At 38.9% G+C, this 18,751-nt stretch carries 8 protein-coding genes; all 8 read left to right on the forward strand.

What is annotated here, in order from left to right; genetic code table 11:
• Positions 1–197 precede the first annotated feature (197 nt).
• Positions 198–2,444, forward strand: coding sequence for a fasciclin domain-containing protein (locus ACE1ET_RS03770; protein ID WP_375727027.1), 2,247 nt, complete (start codon positions 198–200; stop codon positions 2,442–2,444).
• Between the two features lie 7 nt (positions 2,445–2,451).
• Entirely contained in the window at positions 2,452–5,694 is a 3,243-nt protein-coding gene (locus ACE1ET_RS03775; RefSeq protein ID WP_375727028.1) for a SusC/RagA family TonB-linked outer membrane protein, read from the forward strand.
• A gap of 30 nt (positions 5,695–5,724) precedes the next feature.
• On the forward strand, positions 5,725–7,227 hold the full coding sequence (locus tag ACE1ET_RS03780; protein ID WP_375727029.1) for a RagB/SusD family nutrient uptake outer membrane protein: 1,503 nt from the start codon (positions 5,725–5,727) through the stop codon (positions 7,225–7,227).
• A gap of 25 nt (positions 7,228–7,252) precedes the next feature.
• Positions 7,253–9,043, forward strand: coding sequence for a fasciclin domain-containing protein (locus ACE1ET_RS03785; RefSeq protein ID WP_375727030.1), 1,791 nt, complete (start codon positions 7,253–7,255; stop codon positions 9,041–9,043).
• A gap of 40 nt (positions 9,044–9,083) precedes the next feature.
• Positions 9,084–10,598, forward strand: a complete 1,515-nt coding sequence (locus ACE1ET_RS03790) for a fasciclin domain-containing protein (protein ID WP_375727031.1) — start codon at positions 9,084–9,086, stop codon at positions 10,596–10,598.
• 16 nt (positions 10,599–10,614) lie between these two features.
• Positions 10,615–13,767, forward strand: a complete 3,153-nt coding sequence (locus ACE1ET_RS03795; protein WP_375727032.1) for a SusC/RagA family TonB-linked outer membrane protein — start codon at positions 10,615–10,617, stop codon at positions 13,765–13,767.
• A gap of 23 nt (positions 13,768–13,790) precedes the next feature.
• Positions 13,791–15,710, forward strand: coding sequence for a RagB/SusD family nutrient uptake outer membrane protein (locus ACE1ET_RS03800; protein ID WP_375727033.1), 1,920 nt, complete (start codon positions 13,791–13,793; stop codon positions 15,708–15,710).
• Positions 15,711–15,791: 81 nt separating this feature from the next.
• Entirely contained in the window at positions 15,792–18,713 is a 2,922-nt protein-coding gene (locus ACE1ET_RS03805) for a T9SS type A sorting domain-containing protein (protein WP_375727034.1), read from the forward strand.
• Positions 18,714–18,751: the final 38 nt, after the last annotated feature.

An 18,751-nucleotide genomic window follows, 5' to 3' on the forward strand; every position in this document is an offset into this window, starting at 1 on the left:
TCATCTGGATTTGGTTTGTTTTGTCAGTTTATGATAAATTATGGCAGGATTTGATACGTAAGTCATTCCTGCATTACATAATTTTGATTATTCGCTGATTATTAACTGTAGTTATCAGTTGTTGTTTATACAGATAACTTACAAATTTTGAAAAAACGAATGCAGTATATCTGTAATTATATCAAATTCAGTATCTTATGAAAAAACAGTTTTTTGTATTTTCTTTTATTATTTTGAATCTGTTGGTGTTGTTCAGTGGATGTGAAGATAGGAAGGCAAAATACTATGAACGTCCGGAATGGCTCGAACCACCGATTTTAACGCAGTTGGAACAACGGGGTAATTTTACCTCCCTGCTGGCATGTATTGAAAAAGCCGGCTATACAAAATCGTTGGGTGCTGCAGGATATTTCACTTTATTCGCACCAACTGATGAAGCTTTTAACCAGTATTTTGCGGCCAACGGCTATGCCTCAGTAAGCGATTTGGATTCTGTGAAAGCACGGAATATTGTGCAGTATCTGCTGTTACAGAATGCGTATTCCGAAGACCAGCTTGATGACTACCAGTCATCTGCTCAGGAATTATGGATCGAAAATGAAGCATTCAAACGACAGACCAATTATTACAAATGGATTTACGAAGATACTGTAGATGGTGTGATGGAGAAAGTGCTGGATGTTAATGCAGTAGCGGGTGGTGAATCCAATAGTAATTATTCTGCAACAGATGATTATAATTATAAGAATATTCCATATTTTACACGTGATTACCTCGCAGAACAAAATCTTTCGGATTACGATTATGAATACTTTTTTCCGGGTGTTTCACTTGACAGTTTTAATGTTGTAGATGCTCATCTTACGGAAGGTGACATTTATGCAGAGAATGGAGTAATTCATGTCATCGACAAAGTGCTTAGTCCTCTGCAGAATCTTGAGGAATTTCTCGCAGGGAAAGAAGAATACAGCATGTTCCGGGATATTATAAACCGATATTTAAGAAATTACACCATTGCACCGTCGTGGGTTTCTTCTCTTTATGAACAGGCTACAGGTTCAACACAGAATATTTATGTTAAAGGATACTCCGGTATGGCATTTGCACCTAACTGTGAAAACTTTCTAAGGTATGGTGAAGGCGGTGAGGATTATGATAATCAGAAAAATGGCTGGACCATGTTTGCTCCTACAAATGAAGCCGTTCAGCAGTTTTTTGATAATAAATTCTTAAAGTACTATTCTTCGCTGGACCAGATGACTACCAGTCAGATTGCAGACTTTGTTAATGCTCATTTATGGCTGACTACTGTATGGCCCTCAAAATTTAACATGGCTCAGAATATATATGGTGAGGAAGCCAGGTTTGATCCATCTGCAGACGTGGTGGATAAAAAGGTATGCAGTAACGGTATGTTTTACGGTGTGAATAAGGTTCAGGCTACTGATCTCTACTATACAGTACTGGGAGATATAAATCTTAATCCGGATTATGTGATCATGCTTCAGGCAATCCGTTCATTCCCAACTATTTTAAGTCTGTTGAAAAATACAGAGGTGGATCTTCAACTGTTTCTCATAAATAATGACCAGATGACAAATATGGGTTTTTTCTGGAACGGGGATCTAAATCGCTGGGAATTCACCGAAAATTATGATGGTTCTTTGGGAGACAATGCAACCAATGCACTGGAAAGGTTATTGTATTTGCATATGATTGAAGGTGAAAATGTGGACTTTAGCGGACAGGGCATTGTTCGAACGGGTATTGATGACAGGGGAGAATATATTCGTTATCGTAGAGATTATGTATGGGCAAGTGGAAACGGGACTGCGCTTTCAAGAATTGCCGGAGCTGTGGATAGTGAGCCTTCAAATGGGCAGTCTTATAAATTATCCACTCCGTTAAAATTTTCGGTTGATAATATTGGCGTTCAAATTGAAAGTAATTCTGTATTTCGTAATTTTTACCGCTACCTGGAAAAGTCTGCTACTTCTTTAAGTGAAATAGGGGCCTCTATGCAGGGCTATCTGTATGATACAGAGACGAAGGTAATTACGGATGTTGCCAATACAAACAATAACACAATTTTGATCCCAACCAATGAAGCTATAGATCAGGCAGTTGAAGACGGATTTTTACCACCCATTACAATTGCCGACTTCACACAGGCAGAGCAGGAAAAGGTTGCTGCATTTATAAATTATCACATTTTACCGAAACGAATTATTGTGCCTCAGGAAGGTTTTAAGGATGGTGCAGTGACTTTATATAAAAATACCGATGGCGATACGTATGTTACAATATCCAGTGATGGCACTGATCTTACCATCATCGATTCACAAACCAGGGAAGCAAACACGGTAAGCCGTTACAGTAATATTCTGGCTAACAGAGCGGTTATCCATCAAATTGATAATTATTTAAGATATCCACAAAATTAATTATACGATGAAATTTATCAGATTGTTAATAGTATTTCAGGTTGCTTTTCTATCCCAGATTGTAAATGCACAGGATGGATTTCTTATCAGGGGTAAAATTACGTCTACTGATGAACCGAATGGCGTACCTGGTGTAACCGTTGTGGAGATTGATGCCAATAACCGTATTAGGAAAGGATCCATATCAAATTTTGATGGAGAGTATGTCATAGAGGTACTGGATAAAACCGACAGGTTGCAGTTCTCATTTATCGGATACAAGCAGCAGACTATAGATATTAATGACCGTAATACCATCAACATTGTTCTTGAAATCAGCGCTAAGGAACTTACCGGTGTCGACGTAATTGCAGAAAAGAGAACGGATATGGGATTGATGAGTATTCCGGACAGGGATCTGGGAATACCGATTTCAAAAATTTCAACAGAGGAATTTGAAAACGTACAGGCTTCAACAATAGATGAAGCCATCCAGGGACGATTGGCTGGGGTTGATATCGCTGCAAACTCAGGTGATCCCGGAGCGGGGATGTCTATTCGAATCAGAGGTGTGAGTACCTTATCAGCCGATAACAAACCAATGATTGTTGTGGATGGAGTACCTTTGGAAATCAACATAGATCCGAATTTTAATTTTGCTACAGCAAATGAAGAGGGGTATTCACAAATGCTGAATATCTCCATGGATGATATTAAGGAAATTACCGTACTGAAAGATGCTGCAGCAACAGCAATGTGGGGAACCAAAGCGGCAAATGGTGTATTACTCATCACTACAAAACGTGGAGTGAGAAGCAGGCCCCCTAGAGTTAGTTTAACTTACAGAGGGACATATATTCCTGAAATTAAAGCATTACCGCTTTTGACAGGAGATGAATATTCTACTTTAATTAAAGAGGCTGTTATGAATACCAATAATGTGCCGCTGGACGTTCAACTGCATAAAGAATTCCTGTATCAACCTACAGATCCGTATTATTACTATAATTATGGACAGAACACAGACTGGATGGATGCTATTCAGCACAATGGCTATATTCATAATATGGACTTTGCGCTGGATGGTGGTGGATCTAAGGCAACTTACCGATTTTCAACTAACTACCAGACACAGCAAGGGGTAACTATCGGAACAGGACTTAATCGATTAACAACACGCCTTAACCTGGATTATTTTATTTCAGATAAGTTACGTTTAAAAGCAGACTTTTCATATGCCCATGGTGTAACAGATGGAAATTATTCTGATATCAGAAGTGTTGCGTATAGGAAGATGCCAAATATGTCTATCTATGAATATGATGTATATGGCAATTTAACAGGTAACTATTTTTCACCGGAACGTAATATTCAGGGATCGGCAATGAGTACATACAATCCGGTTGCAATGGCACTGGTGGGTCAAAAAACTACGATTAATGACAGGATTCAATCCAAGTTTGGAATATATTATGATTTAAATAAATATTTGAGAATTTCATCAGATCTTTCACTGGATGTGAATTCAAATAAAGTAAAGATCTTTTTGCCACAGATTGCCACAGGTTTAAGCTGGACTAATACTTATGTAAACCGGGCAGGTGACTATGATAACGATTCCTATAATATTTTTACTAATACCATCGCACGTTATCACAGGACTTTCAATGATATTCATGTGATTACAGCATCTTTGAGTGCTATGACAACGGAAGGCATAGGTTATGGCTATAATGCAACTACAGCTAATTCTGCTTCATCTTTATTTCAGGATCCGTCCGTTGAGTCCAATATTCAGGGAAGTGGTTTAGGTAACAGCTCTACAAAAGGAATTGACAGGTCTCTAGGTTTGACGGCTATGATGCATTATTCTTTACTGGACAGATATATTGTTATGGCAGGGTTGCGCAGGGAAGGTAATTCACGATTTGACGCCAATAACCGGTGGGGAACCTTCCCCAGTATTTCACTGATGTGGCGTTTGTCGGGAGAGGAGTTTATGCAACAATTTACATTTCTGGATGATCTGAGGATCAGGTACAGCTACGGAGAGAACGGACATGCGCCAAGAAATACAGGTATGTTTTTTAATAATTACAATACTGTAGCGTGGGGATATTTGGGGGATCCGGCGGTTTATACAACAGATATGAAGCTGGTTAACCTGAAATGGGAACAGTTAAAAACAACGAATGTCGGTGCAACTGTGGAACTGTATAAAAACAGGTTGCATGTAGATTTTGACTACTATAAGAACCGGACAGAGGATATGTTTGCATATAACGTATCCATTCAGTCATCCTCGGGCTTCGCAACAACCAGTGTCTTGAATGCGGGTACTATGGATAATTATGGATGGGACTTTAATTTCAGATCCTGGCCTTTAAGAAATAAAAAGTGGCGGATATCATTTGATATGAATGTGGCTAAAAACTATAATATTCTTAGAGAAGTGAATGATAAATTCCCTTTGGTTAGGAATATATCTCCGGGAAATGGAGAATATATGAATATTATTCAGATTGATAACCCTGCAGGAGCATTTTATGGCTATAAATATAAAGGGGTCTATACGACACAGGATGATCTTATTGCACGTGATAAAAACGATAATAAAATCTATGACCCTAACGGAAAACCCATTAACATGGTCTATAATTTCAACAAGGTCAATTATGAATTCCAGTTGGGTGACGCCATGTATGAAGACATAAACCATGACGGTAATATCAATGCAAGTGATGTTGTACTTCTGGGCAATGCTAATCCGGATTTCTTTGGTGGCTTTGGACAGGAATACGGTTATAAGAATTTCTCTTTCAGGTACAACTTCTACTTCAGGGTAGGAAATGAGATCATCAACCGCACAAAAATGTTAGGTGAAAACATGTATTCTTATGATAACCAGACCAAGGCAGTGCTTAGACGATGGAGAAAGCCTGGTGATCAGACAGATATTCCCCGCTCTTTAATTGGTTATGGTTACAACTGGTTAGGCTCAGACCGTTATGTGGAAGATGGTTCATTTTTGAGGCTTAAGTACGTTTCATTATCCTATAACCTGCCAAAAGATTTTGCTAAAAAGTTGGGAGCACAGAGTATGAGGGTATCAGCAACGTTGAACAATTTACTAACATTTACAAATTACAGCGGGCAGGATCCTGAGATTAATATCAATTCCAAGGATGGAACAATTTACACGGTAGGGTATGATGATTCCAATACACCGGTATCAAGACAGTTTACGTTTAACCTGAATGTAGTATTTTAAATTACGGGATATAATAAAAAGGCAATAATCATGAATAAAATAAAATCCATAATACTCATATTAACAGTTTTGCTAACGGTGAGTTCCTGTAAAGACTGGTTATACGTAGAACCTGAAAACGGTATTATCGTTGAAGAGTTCTGGCAGTCCAAGGAAGATGTACATTCGGCTATGATGGGGATTTATGCCTCAATGCTGGGTAACACACAGGGTGGTTCGTACAGTATTCCGGAGTGTATGTTCTACTGGGGTGAACTACGTGCAGAGATGATAAGCCCTTACCGTTCAAGTTTCGACAATTTCACTTACATAAGGAACGGAGATATTCTGCCAACCAATAGGGTTGTGTACTGGGATGCATTTTACACAACTATTAACTATTGTAATGTTTTATTGGCTAAAGCGCCGGAAGTATTGAATATTGATGATTCTTTTACCGAAAGTGCCTTAAATGCATATAAAGGTGAGGCTCTTGCCGTAAGGGCCCTGATGTATTTTTACCTGGTACGTGCTTTCGATGAGGTTCCGCTGGTGCTTGAAGCGACTTTAAGTGATGCGCAAACATTCAGAAAAGCCAAGAGTACAAGAACTGAAATATTTAACCAGATTTTTGCTGATCTGAATCAGGCAGAACAGTGGATCAGTGAAGACTATGGAATAAATGCACTGAATAAAGGGCGAATGACAAAATATGCAGTAAATGCTATTCAGGCAGATGCATATTTATGGACTGAACAATACCAGCAAAGCATTGAAGCTTGTGATAAGGTGATCGATTCTGGAAAATATGGATTAGTTCCACGAGATGATTTCTGGTTTGAAGATTTATATGTGAAGGGTAACAGTAGTGAGGGAATTTTTGAATTACAGTTTGCTGATGACAAGCTTAATCCATTCTTTAATTTATTTGAGACTGTTGGCCAGTTGAAGGCTAACAGTGATATGATGGAGGTTTACTTTCCTGTAGATATTTATGCTAGTCCTGATAGCGCAGATATCAGAGGTGACGGATGTTCTTACAAATCCTCCAGAAATTTTTCGTTGTGGAAATATATTGGGCGCAATAAGTATGAGGCAAAGGAAAGGGAAGAAGCAACGAATAATTTTATGGTTTACCGCTATGCTGATGTTCTCTTACTTAAGGCAGAGGCGTTGGCACAGGTTGACAGAGGTAGTGAATCGCTGGCTTTGATAAAAGAAATAAGGAAGAGAGCCCATGCAACCAGGGAATCCGATGAAGGAAATCCTACAGATAAGAATGCATTAGTGAATTACATTTTAAATGAAAGAGCAAGAGAATTTGCGTTTGAAGGGAAACGCTGGTTTGATATTTTAAGAAACGCAAGACGTGATAATTATGCTCGAATGGATCTGATAAGAACAATGGTATCAGTAAGTGCGCCGGCTGAGAGAATGTTGAATATCCTAACTAAATACGGAGATACGCTGAGCCATTACTTTCCAATAGCTCAAAAGGAAATTGATGCGGGTTATCCAATATTGGAGCAGAATAAATTTTATCAAGATCAATAATTAAATGAATCAAAATATAAACGAAATGAAAACTAAAAATTGGTTCAGCATAGGAGTTTTACTGGTAGCATTGGCAGCTGGGGCTATATTTAATAGTTGCGGTCTTCCTGAATACAATACCAGAACGAATTATCAGATTCTAATTGGTGAATATCTGGAGCAGAATCCCGGTGAATTTTCCACATTTTATGATTTACTGGAAAAATCTAATACCATTGCTTTTTTAAAGGCGTATGGTACATACACTTGTTTTGCACCTACCAATGCTGCATTCGAGAAATATTTTCAGGAAAAAGGGGTGTCGTCAATTGATGATTTTACTGCACAGGAAATGAGGGATCTGGTGCGTTATCACATCATTATTGATACTATACCGACAACTGATTTTGTGGATGGCCGTTTACAGACTGCAAATATGTATGGTCAATATTTAACTACAAAGACATACCTGGAGGGAGGATCGTCAGTTTACAAGGTTAATAAATATGCAACCATAAAAAGTGCAGATAACAGAATGCTGAATGGTATCGTTCATTCTGTTGAGTCAGTACTTGATCCGATAACACCTACAATTGCAGAGCAATTGGATGCCAATCCTGATTTCAGCATTTTTACAGAAGCTTTGAAGGCAACAAACTGGTTTGATACGCTAAACCTTCGATTAACAGAAGATGATTTTAATTTTAATTATGAACAGGGAGACGAGATAAAAGTGACTCGTTGGTTCACGGTTATGGCTGTTTCCAACAATGCTTTTGCTGCATCAGGCATTAACAGTTACGATGATTTAAAAGCCAAATACAGTGATACCGGAGATCCAACCAATCCCAAGGATAGTCTCTACCTTCATATGGCTTATCACATTCTGGATAGTACATTAATGTATGTTTCTGATTTTGCATCCATAAATTCCACTGCAGGTTATTTTACAAAGGCACCTTTAGAGGTGATAACGATAAAAGTTGATGGTTCAGAGGTACTGGTTAACGAAGATGAATTCAGGGGGGTAGTGGAAAAAGGATTTGCCATAGATCGGGACGCTTCGGATAATACAGCCAATAACGGTGTCTTTCACTCGATGACGGCTGACTTTTTTATTAAGGTCAGATTTCCTTCAAGGATACATTGGGAGGTTACAGACCAGTTTGAAATTAAAAAAATTCCGGGGGTATACAGAAAACAAGGCGTAAATCTTGAAATGGGACAATTAGCTGACATTCAGTGGTATCCGGAGAATTATACCATATACTATAATGCTCCTGCCGGTGATTATTATGGAAATGTACTTAACGACAGGTTACAGGCTTATATCCGACCGGAAGTTATCAAATGGATTCAGTTCAGAACACCAATTGTTGTGAAAGGAACCTACAAAGTATGGATTTGCACAAGGAATGTATATCCGGCTTCAGGAAGAAGAAAACCAATTTTCTTTGTCTATGTGGATGATGAAAAACTGCCAATTATAATCGACAACAGTGAAACATTAAATGAGAATGAATCCGATGGTGAACTGGAATTGAGAGGTTTCAAACGTTACCCCTATAATCCGGCAGATTCACTGGAACAAAATTATACCCGTCATACTATAGCTCAACGTTACACGGGGCAGCTTGCAGGAACGATCGATTTCCGTACAACAGGAAGACACTGGATTAAGTTTGTTGCCATCAGTGCCTATGCAGGCAATGAATTATGGCTGGATCAAATACATATTATTCCGGTCGAGGAAGACCAGGTTTGGCCAAAACCAAATACTGATGATAACTCTATGGTGTATAAAGAAGATTTACCACCTCAGGGAACATTCGAATAGTTTAAATTTCAATTATTTATTCATTAAATAAACACAGAATATGAACTTTAGGTTAAAATCATTGCTGCTACTTTTCATCCTCGGTATCTGGGCATGTACAGATGCATGGGAAAGTCATGTTAAAGTTAACGACAGTACAGCAAAACAAACAATAGTTGAAATTTTAGAAGGCCAGTCACGTTTTTCATCTTTTGTGGCAGCATTAAAAAGTACAGGACTGGATCAGGAATTAGCCAAAATGCAGATTATGACTGTTTGGGCACCGGATAACGATGCCATGGCAATGGCCGATCCGGCTGTTACAGGTGATGCAGACAGTCTTCGATCTTTCCTGAGCAACCATTTTACCCTAGGTAAATATGTATATGATAGTGGTAATGCTTCAGAAAGAGTGAAAATGTTTGGAGGAAAGGTTTTATTTCTCGATCAGGAAAACGATATGATTGATGACGTGATTGTATCAGGTGATAAAAATATTCCGGCCAGGAACGGTGTACTGCATATCATTAATCAACCGATAAAACTAAGGTTAAATGCCTGGCAGTATATTGAAATGTTAGGTGCCACATACAAACAAACCGCTTACCTCAATTCGTTATCAGGGGTATATTTCAACCCCGATGTGGCTACACAGACTGGATGGACGGATGACGGGCGACCGGTTTATGATACCATTTCAGGTCTGGTGTGGCAGAACCCTTTTCTGGAAACTGTCACAGACTTAAGAAGTGAAGATTCAACATTTACTGTGTTTATTGTGGAAGACCAGGTATTTGATTCAGAATATAATAAGTTTAAACCTTATTTTAAAGCGTTTTCCGGTTCAACTGTAACCGACAGTCTTAAAAATGTAGCAGTAGCCAAAATGAAAGTCCTGAAGGATTACGTTGTGACGACAACATACAATAAGGACAATATTCCTGCTGAAGTATATTCGCCTGATAATGTCAGAATTCCGGTTAATCCTTCAGCCATAGTATCAACCTACAAAGTAAGTAATGGGAATGTGTTTGTGATGAGTGACTGCGCCATAGAACTTTCCGATAAAATACAACCACTAATTATTGAAGGCGAAACCGAATTTAAATGGTTTGCCGAAGGTGGTTCTCCTGCCGGAAACTTAAGAATAAAGGAGCACGCTTCGGGTGGCTACGATTATGTACTTGATAATTTTAGTACCGGATCAAAATTAGGCGGTTTAATTTTATATGCCGGAGAAGTGGCTTCTGTTAAATATGACTTTTATATCAATGCCATCAATGATTTTAACTCCGGATTTCGCTATCCAAATTCATCAAGAATTTTATCCGAAGGTTTGGGAACTGTAGTTCTGCAAGGTTATAACGGAAGTAGTCCCGTTTTTGGTCCTCCGGCTCTGGTAAATGGTGCTGATACTATTTTAGTTACCGATACAGCATATGTAACAGCAAAAGAACAATTGGTTGGATCAACTAAATTCAGTACCATACGTGATTGCTTTTTGCAGGTTGTTGGAAATAATAATGGTCAGGCCGTCGTGGTTGATTATATTAAAATGGTTCCTGTGTTCAATTAAAAAATAACCCGTAATTATGACACACTTAAGAAATATTCTATCTATTTTATTTGTAATGTTCGGCGTACTATGTATTTCCGCCCAGAATAAAGATACGCAGGAATCCTTTACTGTTACCGGAACGGTGTTTAACGGAGAAACAATGCAACCCATACAGGTGGCATCCATAAACGATGCAAACTACTCATCTGCAATAACAAAGGGGGATGGTTCCTTTTCAATAAAAGTTAAATCCTATGATGATATTTTAACCGTTACATCTGAAGGATTTCAAACCAGAGAGATCATTCTGGGGGGAAGAGAATCTGTTGACATCTATATGTATGAAACAGGTTTTCGTTCATTTGATCAGGAAGTAAGACTTATGGATTACAATAAACCACTGGCATATTCCACTCATGCACTTGGCATAGTTGAAAATAAAACATCCTATTTTGATGCCTCAAAAAAAGGAGCAACATCTGCCGAAGCTACATTTGATGGTAAAATAGCCGGTTTGAACGTGCTCACCAGGGATGGTAATCCGGGTTCCGGCTCAGATCTTTTTTTAAGGGGGTATTCGTCACTGAATGCTACAAATAAACCTCTGGTGATTGTGGATGGTATGATTTACGATATTGGTGAGTACGGCACACCACTAATCAGCGGTGACAGATCAAATGCATTCGCAGGTATTGATGCAGACGATATTGAAAATATAACAGTTATAAAAGATGCGGCAGCCATTTATGGTGCTAAAGCAAGTAATGGCGTAATTCTCATTACAACAAATCATGCTACTGAGCAGGTCAACCAGATTACGTTCAGCATGAATGGTGGACTAAACATTGCCCCGAAGAATATCCCGGTAATGGAATCCGATGATTATAGAATTTACCTGAATGAAATGTTATTGTCATCAGGCCTTAGCACAGACTCAGTATCCCGTTTACCTTTCATGAATAACGATCTCTCGAATTATGATTATGCAAAATACCATAACAATACGGATTGGCAGAAGGAAGTTTTTGCAAACAGCTACAGCAGCAACTACGGTGTGTTGATTAAGGGTGGTGATGATGTAGCACTTTATGCCTTGTCGGTTAATTATATGGACTACAATGGCACCTTAAAAAATACTGACTTTTCGCGTTTTAGTATGCGGTTTAATTCGGATATTAATATTTCCAAAATATTTACGCTAAATGCCAATATCAGCTTTAATTATAATGACCGGAAATTAAAAAGCGGTTCTGGTATTACAGCAAGTGATAATCCGTTATTCACAGCCCGGATAAAATCGCCCTTTTTCTATCCTAACCAGATAGACGGGGGTATTATTACACCGGTATTGGCTGATTATGATGCACTTGGTGTAAGTAACCCCGTTGCCATAGTGAATGAGATGGAGCAGCAAAGTCTGGATTACAGAATTTTCGGTTCATTTAATTTTAATGTTAAACTGAGCGACCACCTTACCATTAGTGATCTGATTGGTCTTTCATTCAATAAAAGCAGGGAAAAGGTTTTTATTCCCGGTTACGGTATTTCACCTGAAATTACAGAGATTGGTATAGTATATAATAAAATGATGGAACGTGTTCTGAAGCATTCTGCTGTGAACAATGACTTCAGAATAAGATATAACAACGATTTTAATGGTTACCATTCACTGCTTGCTGTGGTAGGTGCACGCCTTAATATGAATCAGACCGAAGAAGACTGGGGAAGTGATTTTAACTCGGCAAGTGATCAGTTCAGAACCATCGGACAAGGTACTGCAAAATTCAGAAATAACGGTGGTTATATGGGAGACTGGAATAACATTACTTACTATGCTTTGGGCGAATATGCGTTTAAGAAAAAATATTTTGTCTCTGTTAACATGGCACTGGACGGATCTTCAAAGTTTGGTTCACAGGCAGATGGTATCAAGCTCCATAACCATCAGTTTGGTTTCTTTCCATCTGTTGCAGGTGCATGGCTTATAACGTCAGAACCTTTTATGAAAAATGTGACACTGCTAGATTTGTTTAAACTTCGTGCAAGTTACGGTATTACAGGCAATGATGACATTGGCTTTTATGCCACTAAAAAGTATTATACCACACAAAGATTGTTGGCGGCCAAAGGCCTCGTTCGTGGAAATATCTGGAATCCGGAACTGAAATGGGAAACCAATAAAAAGACAAATCTCGGGGTTGATCTGGCATTTTTGAGAAACCGTGTTTCTTTAAGTGCTGATTACTACATGAATACAACTGATGATATGCTGGAGTATATTCCGGTTGAATACTTTACCGGTTTTGATTACGTGTTGGCCAACAATGGAAGTTTCAACACAAAAGGTATGGATCTGACATTAAATGCCCGCATCATCAATTCAAAACTGAAATGGGATTTAGGCATAACATATTCAAAATACCAGACAGAGGTTACAGCAGTTAATGACGGACGCAATGTAACAGGAGTTTATGGTGCCAATATTTTAACTGAGGTAGGCCAGCCGCTTGGGGTCTTCTACGGCTTTAAGACAAACGGCGTTTATGCTACTCAGTCAGCTGCAGAATCAGCCGGTCTGGAAGCACTGTTGCCTAATACAAGTACGATGGCTTTCAGAGCAGGAGATGTTATTTTTGAAGATTACAAGGCAGATGGGATAATAGATAATCAGGATATGCAGGTTATTGGTGATCCTACGCCGGATTTCTTTGGCAGCGTGAATACACGTTTGCAATGGAAGGCTTTTACACTGGATGCTTCCCTGGCGTTCAGCTATGGTAACGATGTATTTAATTATTTGCGTTATCAGCTGGAATCAATGCAGAATTTCAATAACCAGACCCAGGCGGTTATAAACAGATGGACCTATGATGGTCAGGTGACGGATATTCCGAAAGCTGAATTTGCTGATCCCATAGGAAACAGCCGTTTCTCTGATCGTTGGATTGAGGATGGTTCATATGTACGACTGAGAGATGTGACACTGACTTACAAACTGCCGTTTAAGGCTAATTTCCTTAAAGGTTCAGAGGTTTATGTTACAGGTTTAAACCTTCTGACGTTGTCTGACTATAAAGGACTTGATCCTGAATTTAGTTTGTCCAACTCACCTCTAACCCGGGGGATTGATGTGGGAATGACTCCTCAGGTTCAATCATTTTTTGTAGGGGTAAGAGTTAAACTGTAATAAATTGATTTAGTAAACAGGTTATGAAACAAAAGATCGTTATGAAAAACCCGGAATTTAAACATGGTTCAGCATATTTAACTCTGGTTTCGGAATATAAAGTAATATCAGGCTCGATGAAAAAACGAATTATAAATATACTTGGAGCTGCAGGAATCATGCTCATGGTTTTGGGCACATGGTCCTGTTCAGATGTGCTGGAGGTTAATCCGAGTGATGTACTGACTCCGGATCAGAATTACAGGGACATTTTTGATGCAAATTCATCTGTAATTGGTGTATATGGTAAACTTCAGGAACTGGCCCCGCAATATGTCGTTCTGAATGAGTTACGTGCAGACTTAATGGCAGTAACAGTAAATGCGGATCATTACATGCGCGAAGTTGCCAACCATAATGTAACGGCCGATAATCCCTGGGTTGATCCCCAACCGTTTTTCTCACTGATTTTAAATTGTAATGATGTGATGAAAAATCTTAAAATAATGGTTGATGAGCATAAGATTTCCAAAGAAGAGTTTAATCCAAGATATTCTGATATTGCTGCGGTAAGAAGCTGGACGTATCTTCAGCTCGCAATACACTATGGGCATGTACCTTATATCACTGAGCCCATTGATCAGCTGAGTGATATTTCTAAGATAGATCAGGGCGAGTATCCGTTTTTATCGCTTGAGGTAATGGTTGATACACTTGTCAACTTTATGGAATCAATTCCGTATAAAGGGTTGTACACTGATCAGAACCTATTGTTATCAAATAATGGTTTTAGTCCGCAGATAAGTTATATTGACAAGGAATTTCTGTTAGGGGAGCTACACCTTTGGAATAACGATTATCTTCAGGCTGCAGAGTACTATAAAAGAATAATGGAACGTTCTGTCGGTAATTTTGACCGCTATAAAGTAGGAACCGACTTTTTTACATTCAGTCATTATCATTGTGGTTATATTCGGTATTATGAACATGACCTGAATAGTGTGGTTAATCACTGGGGAACATTGTTTTCAACTTATGGAAGTGGAGATTATTATGATGAGTGGATATGGGTGATGTATTACAGCAGTACCTATACCCCGAGTCCTTTTATTGATCTGTTCTCGAATACCTATGGAAATTATTATTTTAAACCATCTAATCTGATTGTAAGTGATTGGAAAGGACAAATACAACAAAACGGATTTCCGGGTGATTTCAGGGGAGATATAGAGGATGAGGATGGAAACTCCGGATCATATAAAACCATTAACGGACAACCGGTGATTACAAAGTATATTTCAGATTTTGATCCAAGTAATCCATATGAGAAAAACGGGAAATGGTTCCTGTGGCGTTCTGCAGGGTTACACCTGAGGTTTTGTGAAGCAACTAACAGGTATGCGCAGGAAATGGGAGCAGATAACCTAACTGTTGACAGCCTGGAAGCAGATAACTGGCAAACAAATGAAGCACTGGCTTTGTACAAAGTATCATATGCTTTACTCAATAACAGTTTCAGACCGAATTTTGAAACGGACGATCCGTCGAACGATTTTACGCAGAGACACCAGACGCATTTACCTTTTCCTTTCGATTTCGATGCCCGTAGCACAAGTATAAATGATAATCCACCGGCGGTACGTGCTCTGTGGTACAGGAACGAAGGAATACGTAACAGAGCTTATCTGGATAATGTTCCTTATTATCCGGAAAATATAGATTCTGTAGGGTTGATTGATTATCTCGAAGACAAGATTATTGAAGAGGATGCACTTGAACTTGCTTTTGAAGGACAACGCTGGGGCGATTTGGTTAGGATTGCTTTGCGCAGAAATGATCCCTCGTATCTGGCAGACAAAGTAGCAGATAAACTTGCTGCTGAGGGTAATGCTGATGCAGAAGCTGTGCGGGTAAAATTAAGTAATGAGGAAAACTGGTGGTTGCCATTGACGAATAATAAATAACACAAAACAATAAAGTGAATTCCTGGCCCGGGATAGAAGGGTAAGAGTTTGAAAGCTAATTATTAATCAAAATTAAAGAGTATGAAGAATTTCTATTTTAGCAAGTTAAAAATGGTTACAACGGTAATGGCGTTGTTCATTTCTGTGGGCTTATTTGCTCAAAGTACAATTACGTGGACTGGTGCGAACAGTTCAGATTATTCTGACCCGACCAACTGGGATCCGCAGGGAAACATAGATGGGAATGATGTGGTGATCGGTCATGCAGACAGTTATACATATCCATGTATTATTGATGCCGATGTAGACGTTTCGGTTAACAGTTTGACTGTTTCTGATGCTACGCAGGAAATTTTAAATCCGGATACTCCGGAAGCGGATACTATTCAGCATGCTCCGGGAGAAGTTACCATTCATATGGCAACAGGTAAGTGGTTTACCGAAAATGATCCGGGGAGTAGCAAATACGTACGGGGAATTATTAATATTACCGGGGGAAATTATCTGTACAACAGAAACAAAAACTATTACATGGATAATGCCAATGTCCGGTTAAATGTGGATTGTGATACATTCCGAATGAGAGGTTATCCGCTTTTGGGTAAAAAGAATAGTTCACAAATGTGTGTTACATGGACATTAAGCGGTCATACTTATGCAACACTTGAGTATCCTGCCTATACCGGAATTGATCGTTTTCCTGTCAATACATCCGCAGCGGTTACCGGAAGGCCAAGTTTAATTATTGAAGACGATGCAGAAATGGTAATTTTCAGGGATGCCTATGATTTTCTTCAAACACCAAAGGATTCAGGCCTGTTGACATCAACTCCAGACAGAGATGTTGTAATTTATTATGATCCTGTTGAGGCAAAGACGTATATTAACACACGTTTGAAAACGGCATTCGTTATTGAACCAATTGACAGACAGATATTAAATGCCGGAGAAGATGGTCAGGTAATACGTGCCATTCAAAATGACGGATTTGCCAGCATGGAAAGTCTGGAGTGGAAATATGGTACTACTTCAGGTGGACCATACGACCAAACCTTTACACCAGCACAAACCGGTGATACTATTGTACCTAATTTCCCTGTTTCCGGTGAATATTATTTGGTTCTCGAAGGTACCAAAGGTGGTACTCAATATTATACAAATGAAGTAAGTATTGGTGTTGCGTCAAATAAAGCTATAGTTTCACCTGAAACCACACAGAATATCCGTTTAGGGCAGCAGGCAGAAATGCTAACAGTTACTGAAGATGGTACTTCTACCGGCAGGGAATGGAAGTATTCAACAACTCCCGGTGGTCCATACACATCATTTGATCCGGCTATTACAGGTACTGAATTTACACCTGATTTTGCTGAAGTGGGTACTTATTTCGTTGTTTGTATATCTACTGTTGATGGAGAGACTGCAACAACCAAGGAGGTTCAGTTTAATATCTTAGCTTCCACCGAAGGGGCAATGAACCTGACTTTTACCGGAACTGTTTCTGACGATGCAGGTGTAATGTTTAACTGGGATCCGGCTGCTTATATAGATGGTAATAACTTAATAGTACCTTCTGATATGAATCCTGTATTGTCTACTGCTGGAAATGAGTCAGTTCACAATTTCAATGTTGGTTTAAACAGTACGTTTATTATTAATAAACCAAGTCTGAATGATACATTGTTTTATACTGCTGACCATGGTAGTTCTGCAGGTTCTTACCTGATTGAAGGTGGTGTTTTTGTAAAGACACAGAGTTATTTCCGTTTGTATGATCTTAATACAACCTTTACTGTTAAAAATAATGCTGTTGCAATATTAAACGGTACTGCTATACTATTAGGAGGTAGCGATAATCCTGCAAACGGAGCCAATATGATCATTGAAGATAATGCTATTGTTTACTTTAATGCATGGCCGGGTCGTATTTCTGCAAACAAAGGTTACAGTGAAATGCGCTTAAGTGGTAATGCAAAGTATGTTTTTGCGGGTGATTACAGAAGTGCAGGTACGCCAATGTTAAGACCACAGGTTACAGTTTCAACGGTTCCTGATATAAATGGCAATGACTCAACTGTGGTAGATACGACATTCCATCAGAAGTTTGTGACTCCTGAAGGATTTGAGCCTTACCTGGTGTATGATCCTGTGGAGGACATTACAACGATTACTGCACGTGATTTAAGTGCTTTAGCTATTGAGCAGACTATTACACAAATTGTTGGCCTTAATCAGGAAACTAATCCTTTAACTCTGATTAACTCGTCTGCATATACGTCATTTGAGTGGCAATACAGTAAAAGTGCTGCCGGACCGTGGTCTTCATTTGAAACTCCTAAGACTGGTGAAACTGCTACATTTGCATTTGATACTGCCGGAGTTGTATTTGTAAGATGTCTGGCTGATGGTTCAGTTGCATCAAGTAATGCGATTGCCATAAATACAATTTCAGTAAAAGTAACTCCTGCAGGACCAGTGTATGTTTCACCAACTGGGTCAAATAGTACATTGACGGTAGAGTTGCCTGAAGGCGTAACCGGTCAGGGATGGAAGTTTTCTGAGACTTCTGGTTCAGGGTATGTTCCGTTCTTTGTTCCACAATCAGACTTAACATATACCCCATTTACTTCTCCTGAGGATTACGCTGACGGAACATCATACTATTTAATTTTTGAAGCACTTACAACAGATGATAATGGTCAGGATGTAGTGATATATAGTAATGAGGTACAACTCAATGTTGGTTATACTGCTATTGATAAAGTAAATCTTGGTAATGTATCGGTTTATCCGAACCCTGCCAGAAATGCATTCTTTGTGGATGGAGGAAGCCTGAAATCTTATGAATTACAGGTTGTTAATCTGCAGGGAGCAGTAGTATTTAATAAATCTTACAATCAGGTTGACGGACCACAGAAAGTGGATTTCAATAAATCTGGTTATTATCTCATAAAACTCGTGGCTGACGAAGGCGTTAAAGTCGGTAGTCTGGTCATCGAATAATAACTTATAAAGGAAAGCCCGTCGGGCTTTCCTTTATT

Origin of the sequence: Quyinboa mangrovi, from assembly GCF_042219825.1 — a bacterium.
Classification (GTDB): Bacteria; Bacteroidota; Bacteroidia; order Bacteroidales; family UBA5342; genus JBHJHP01.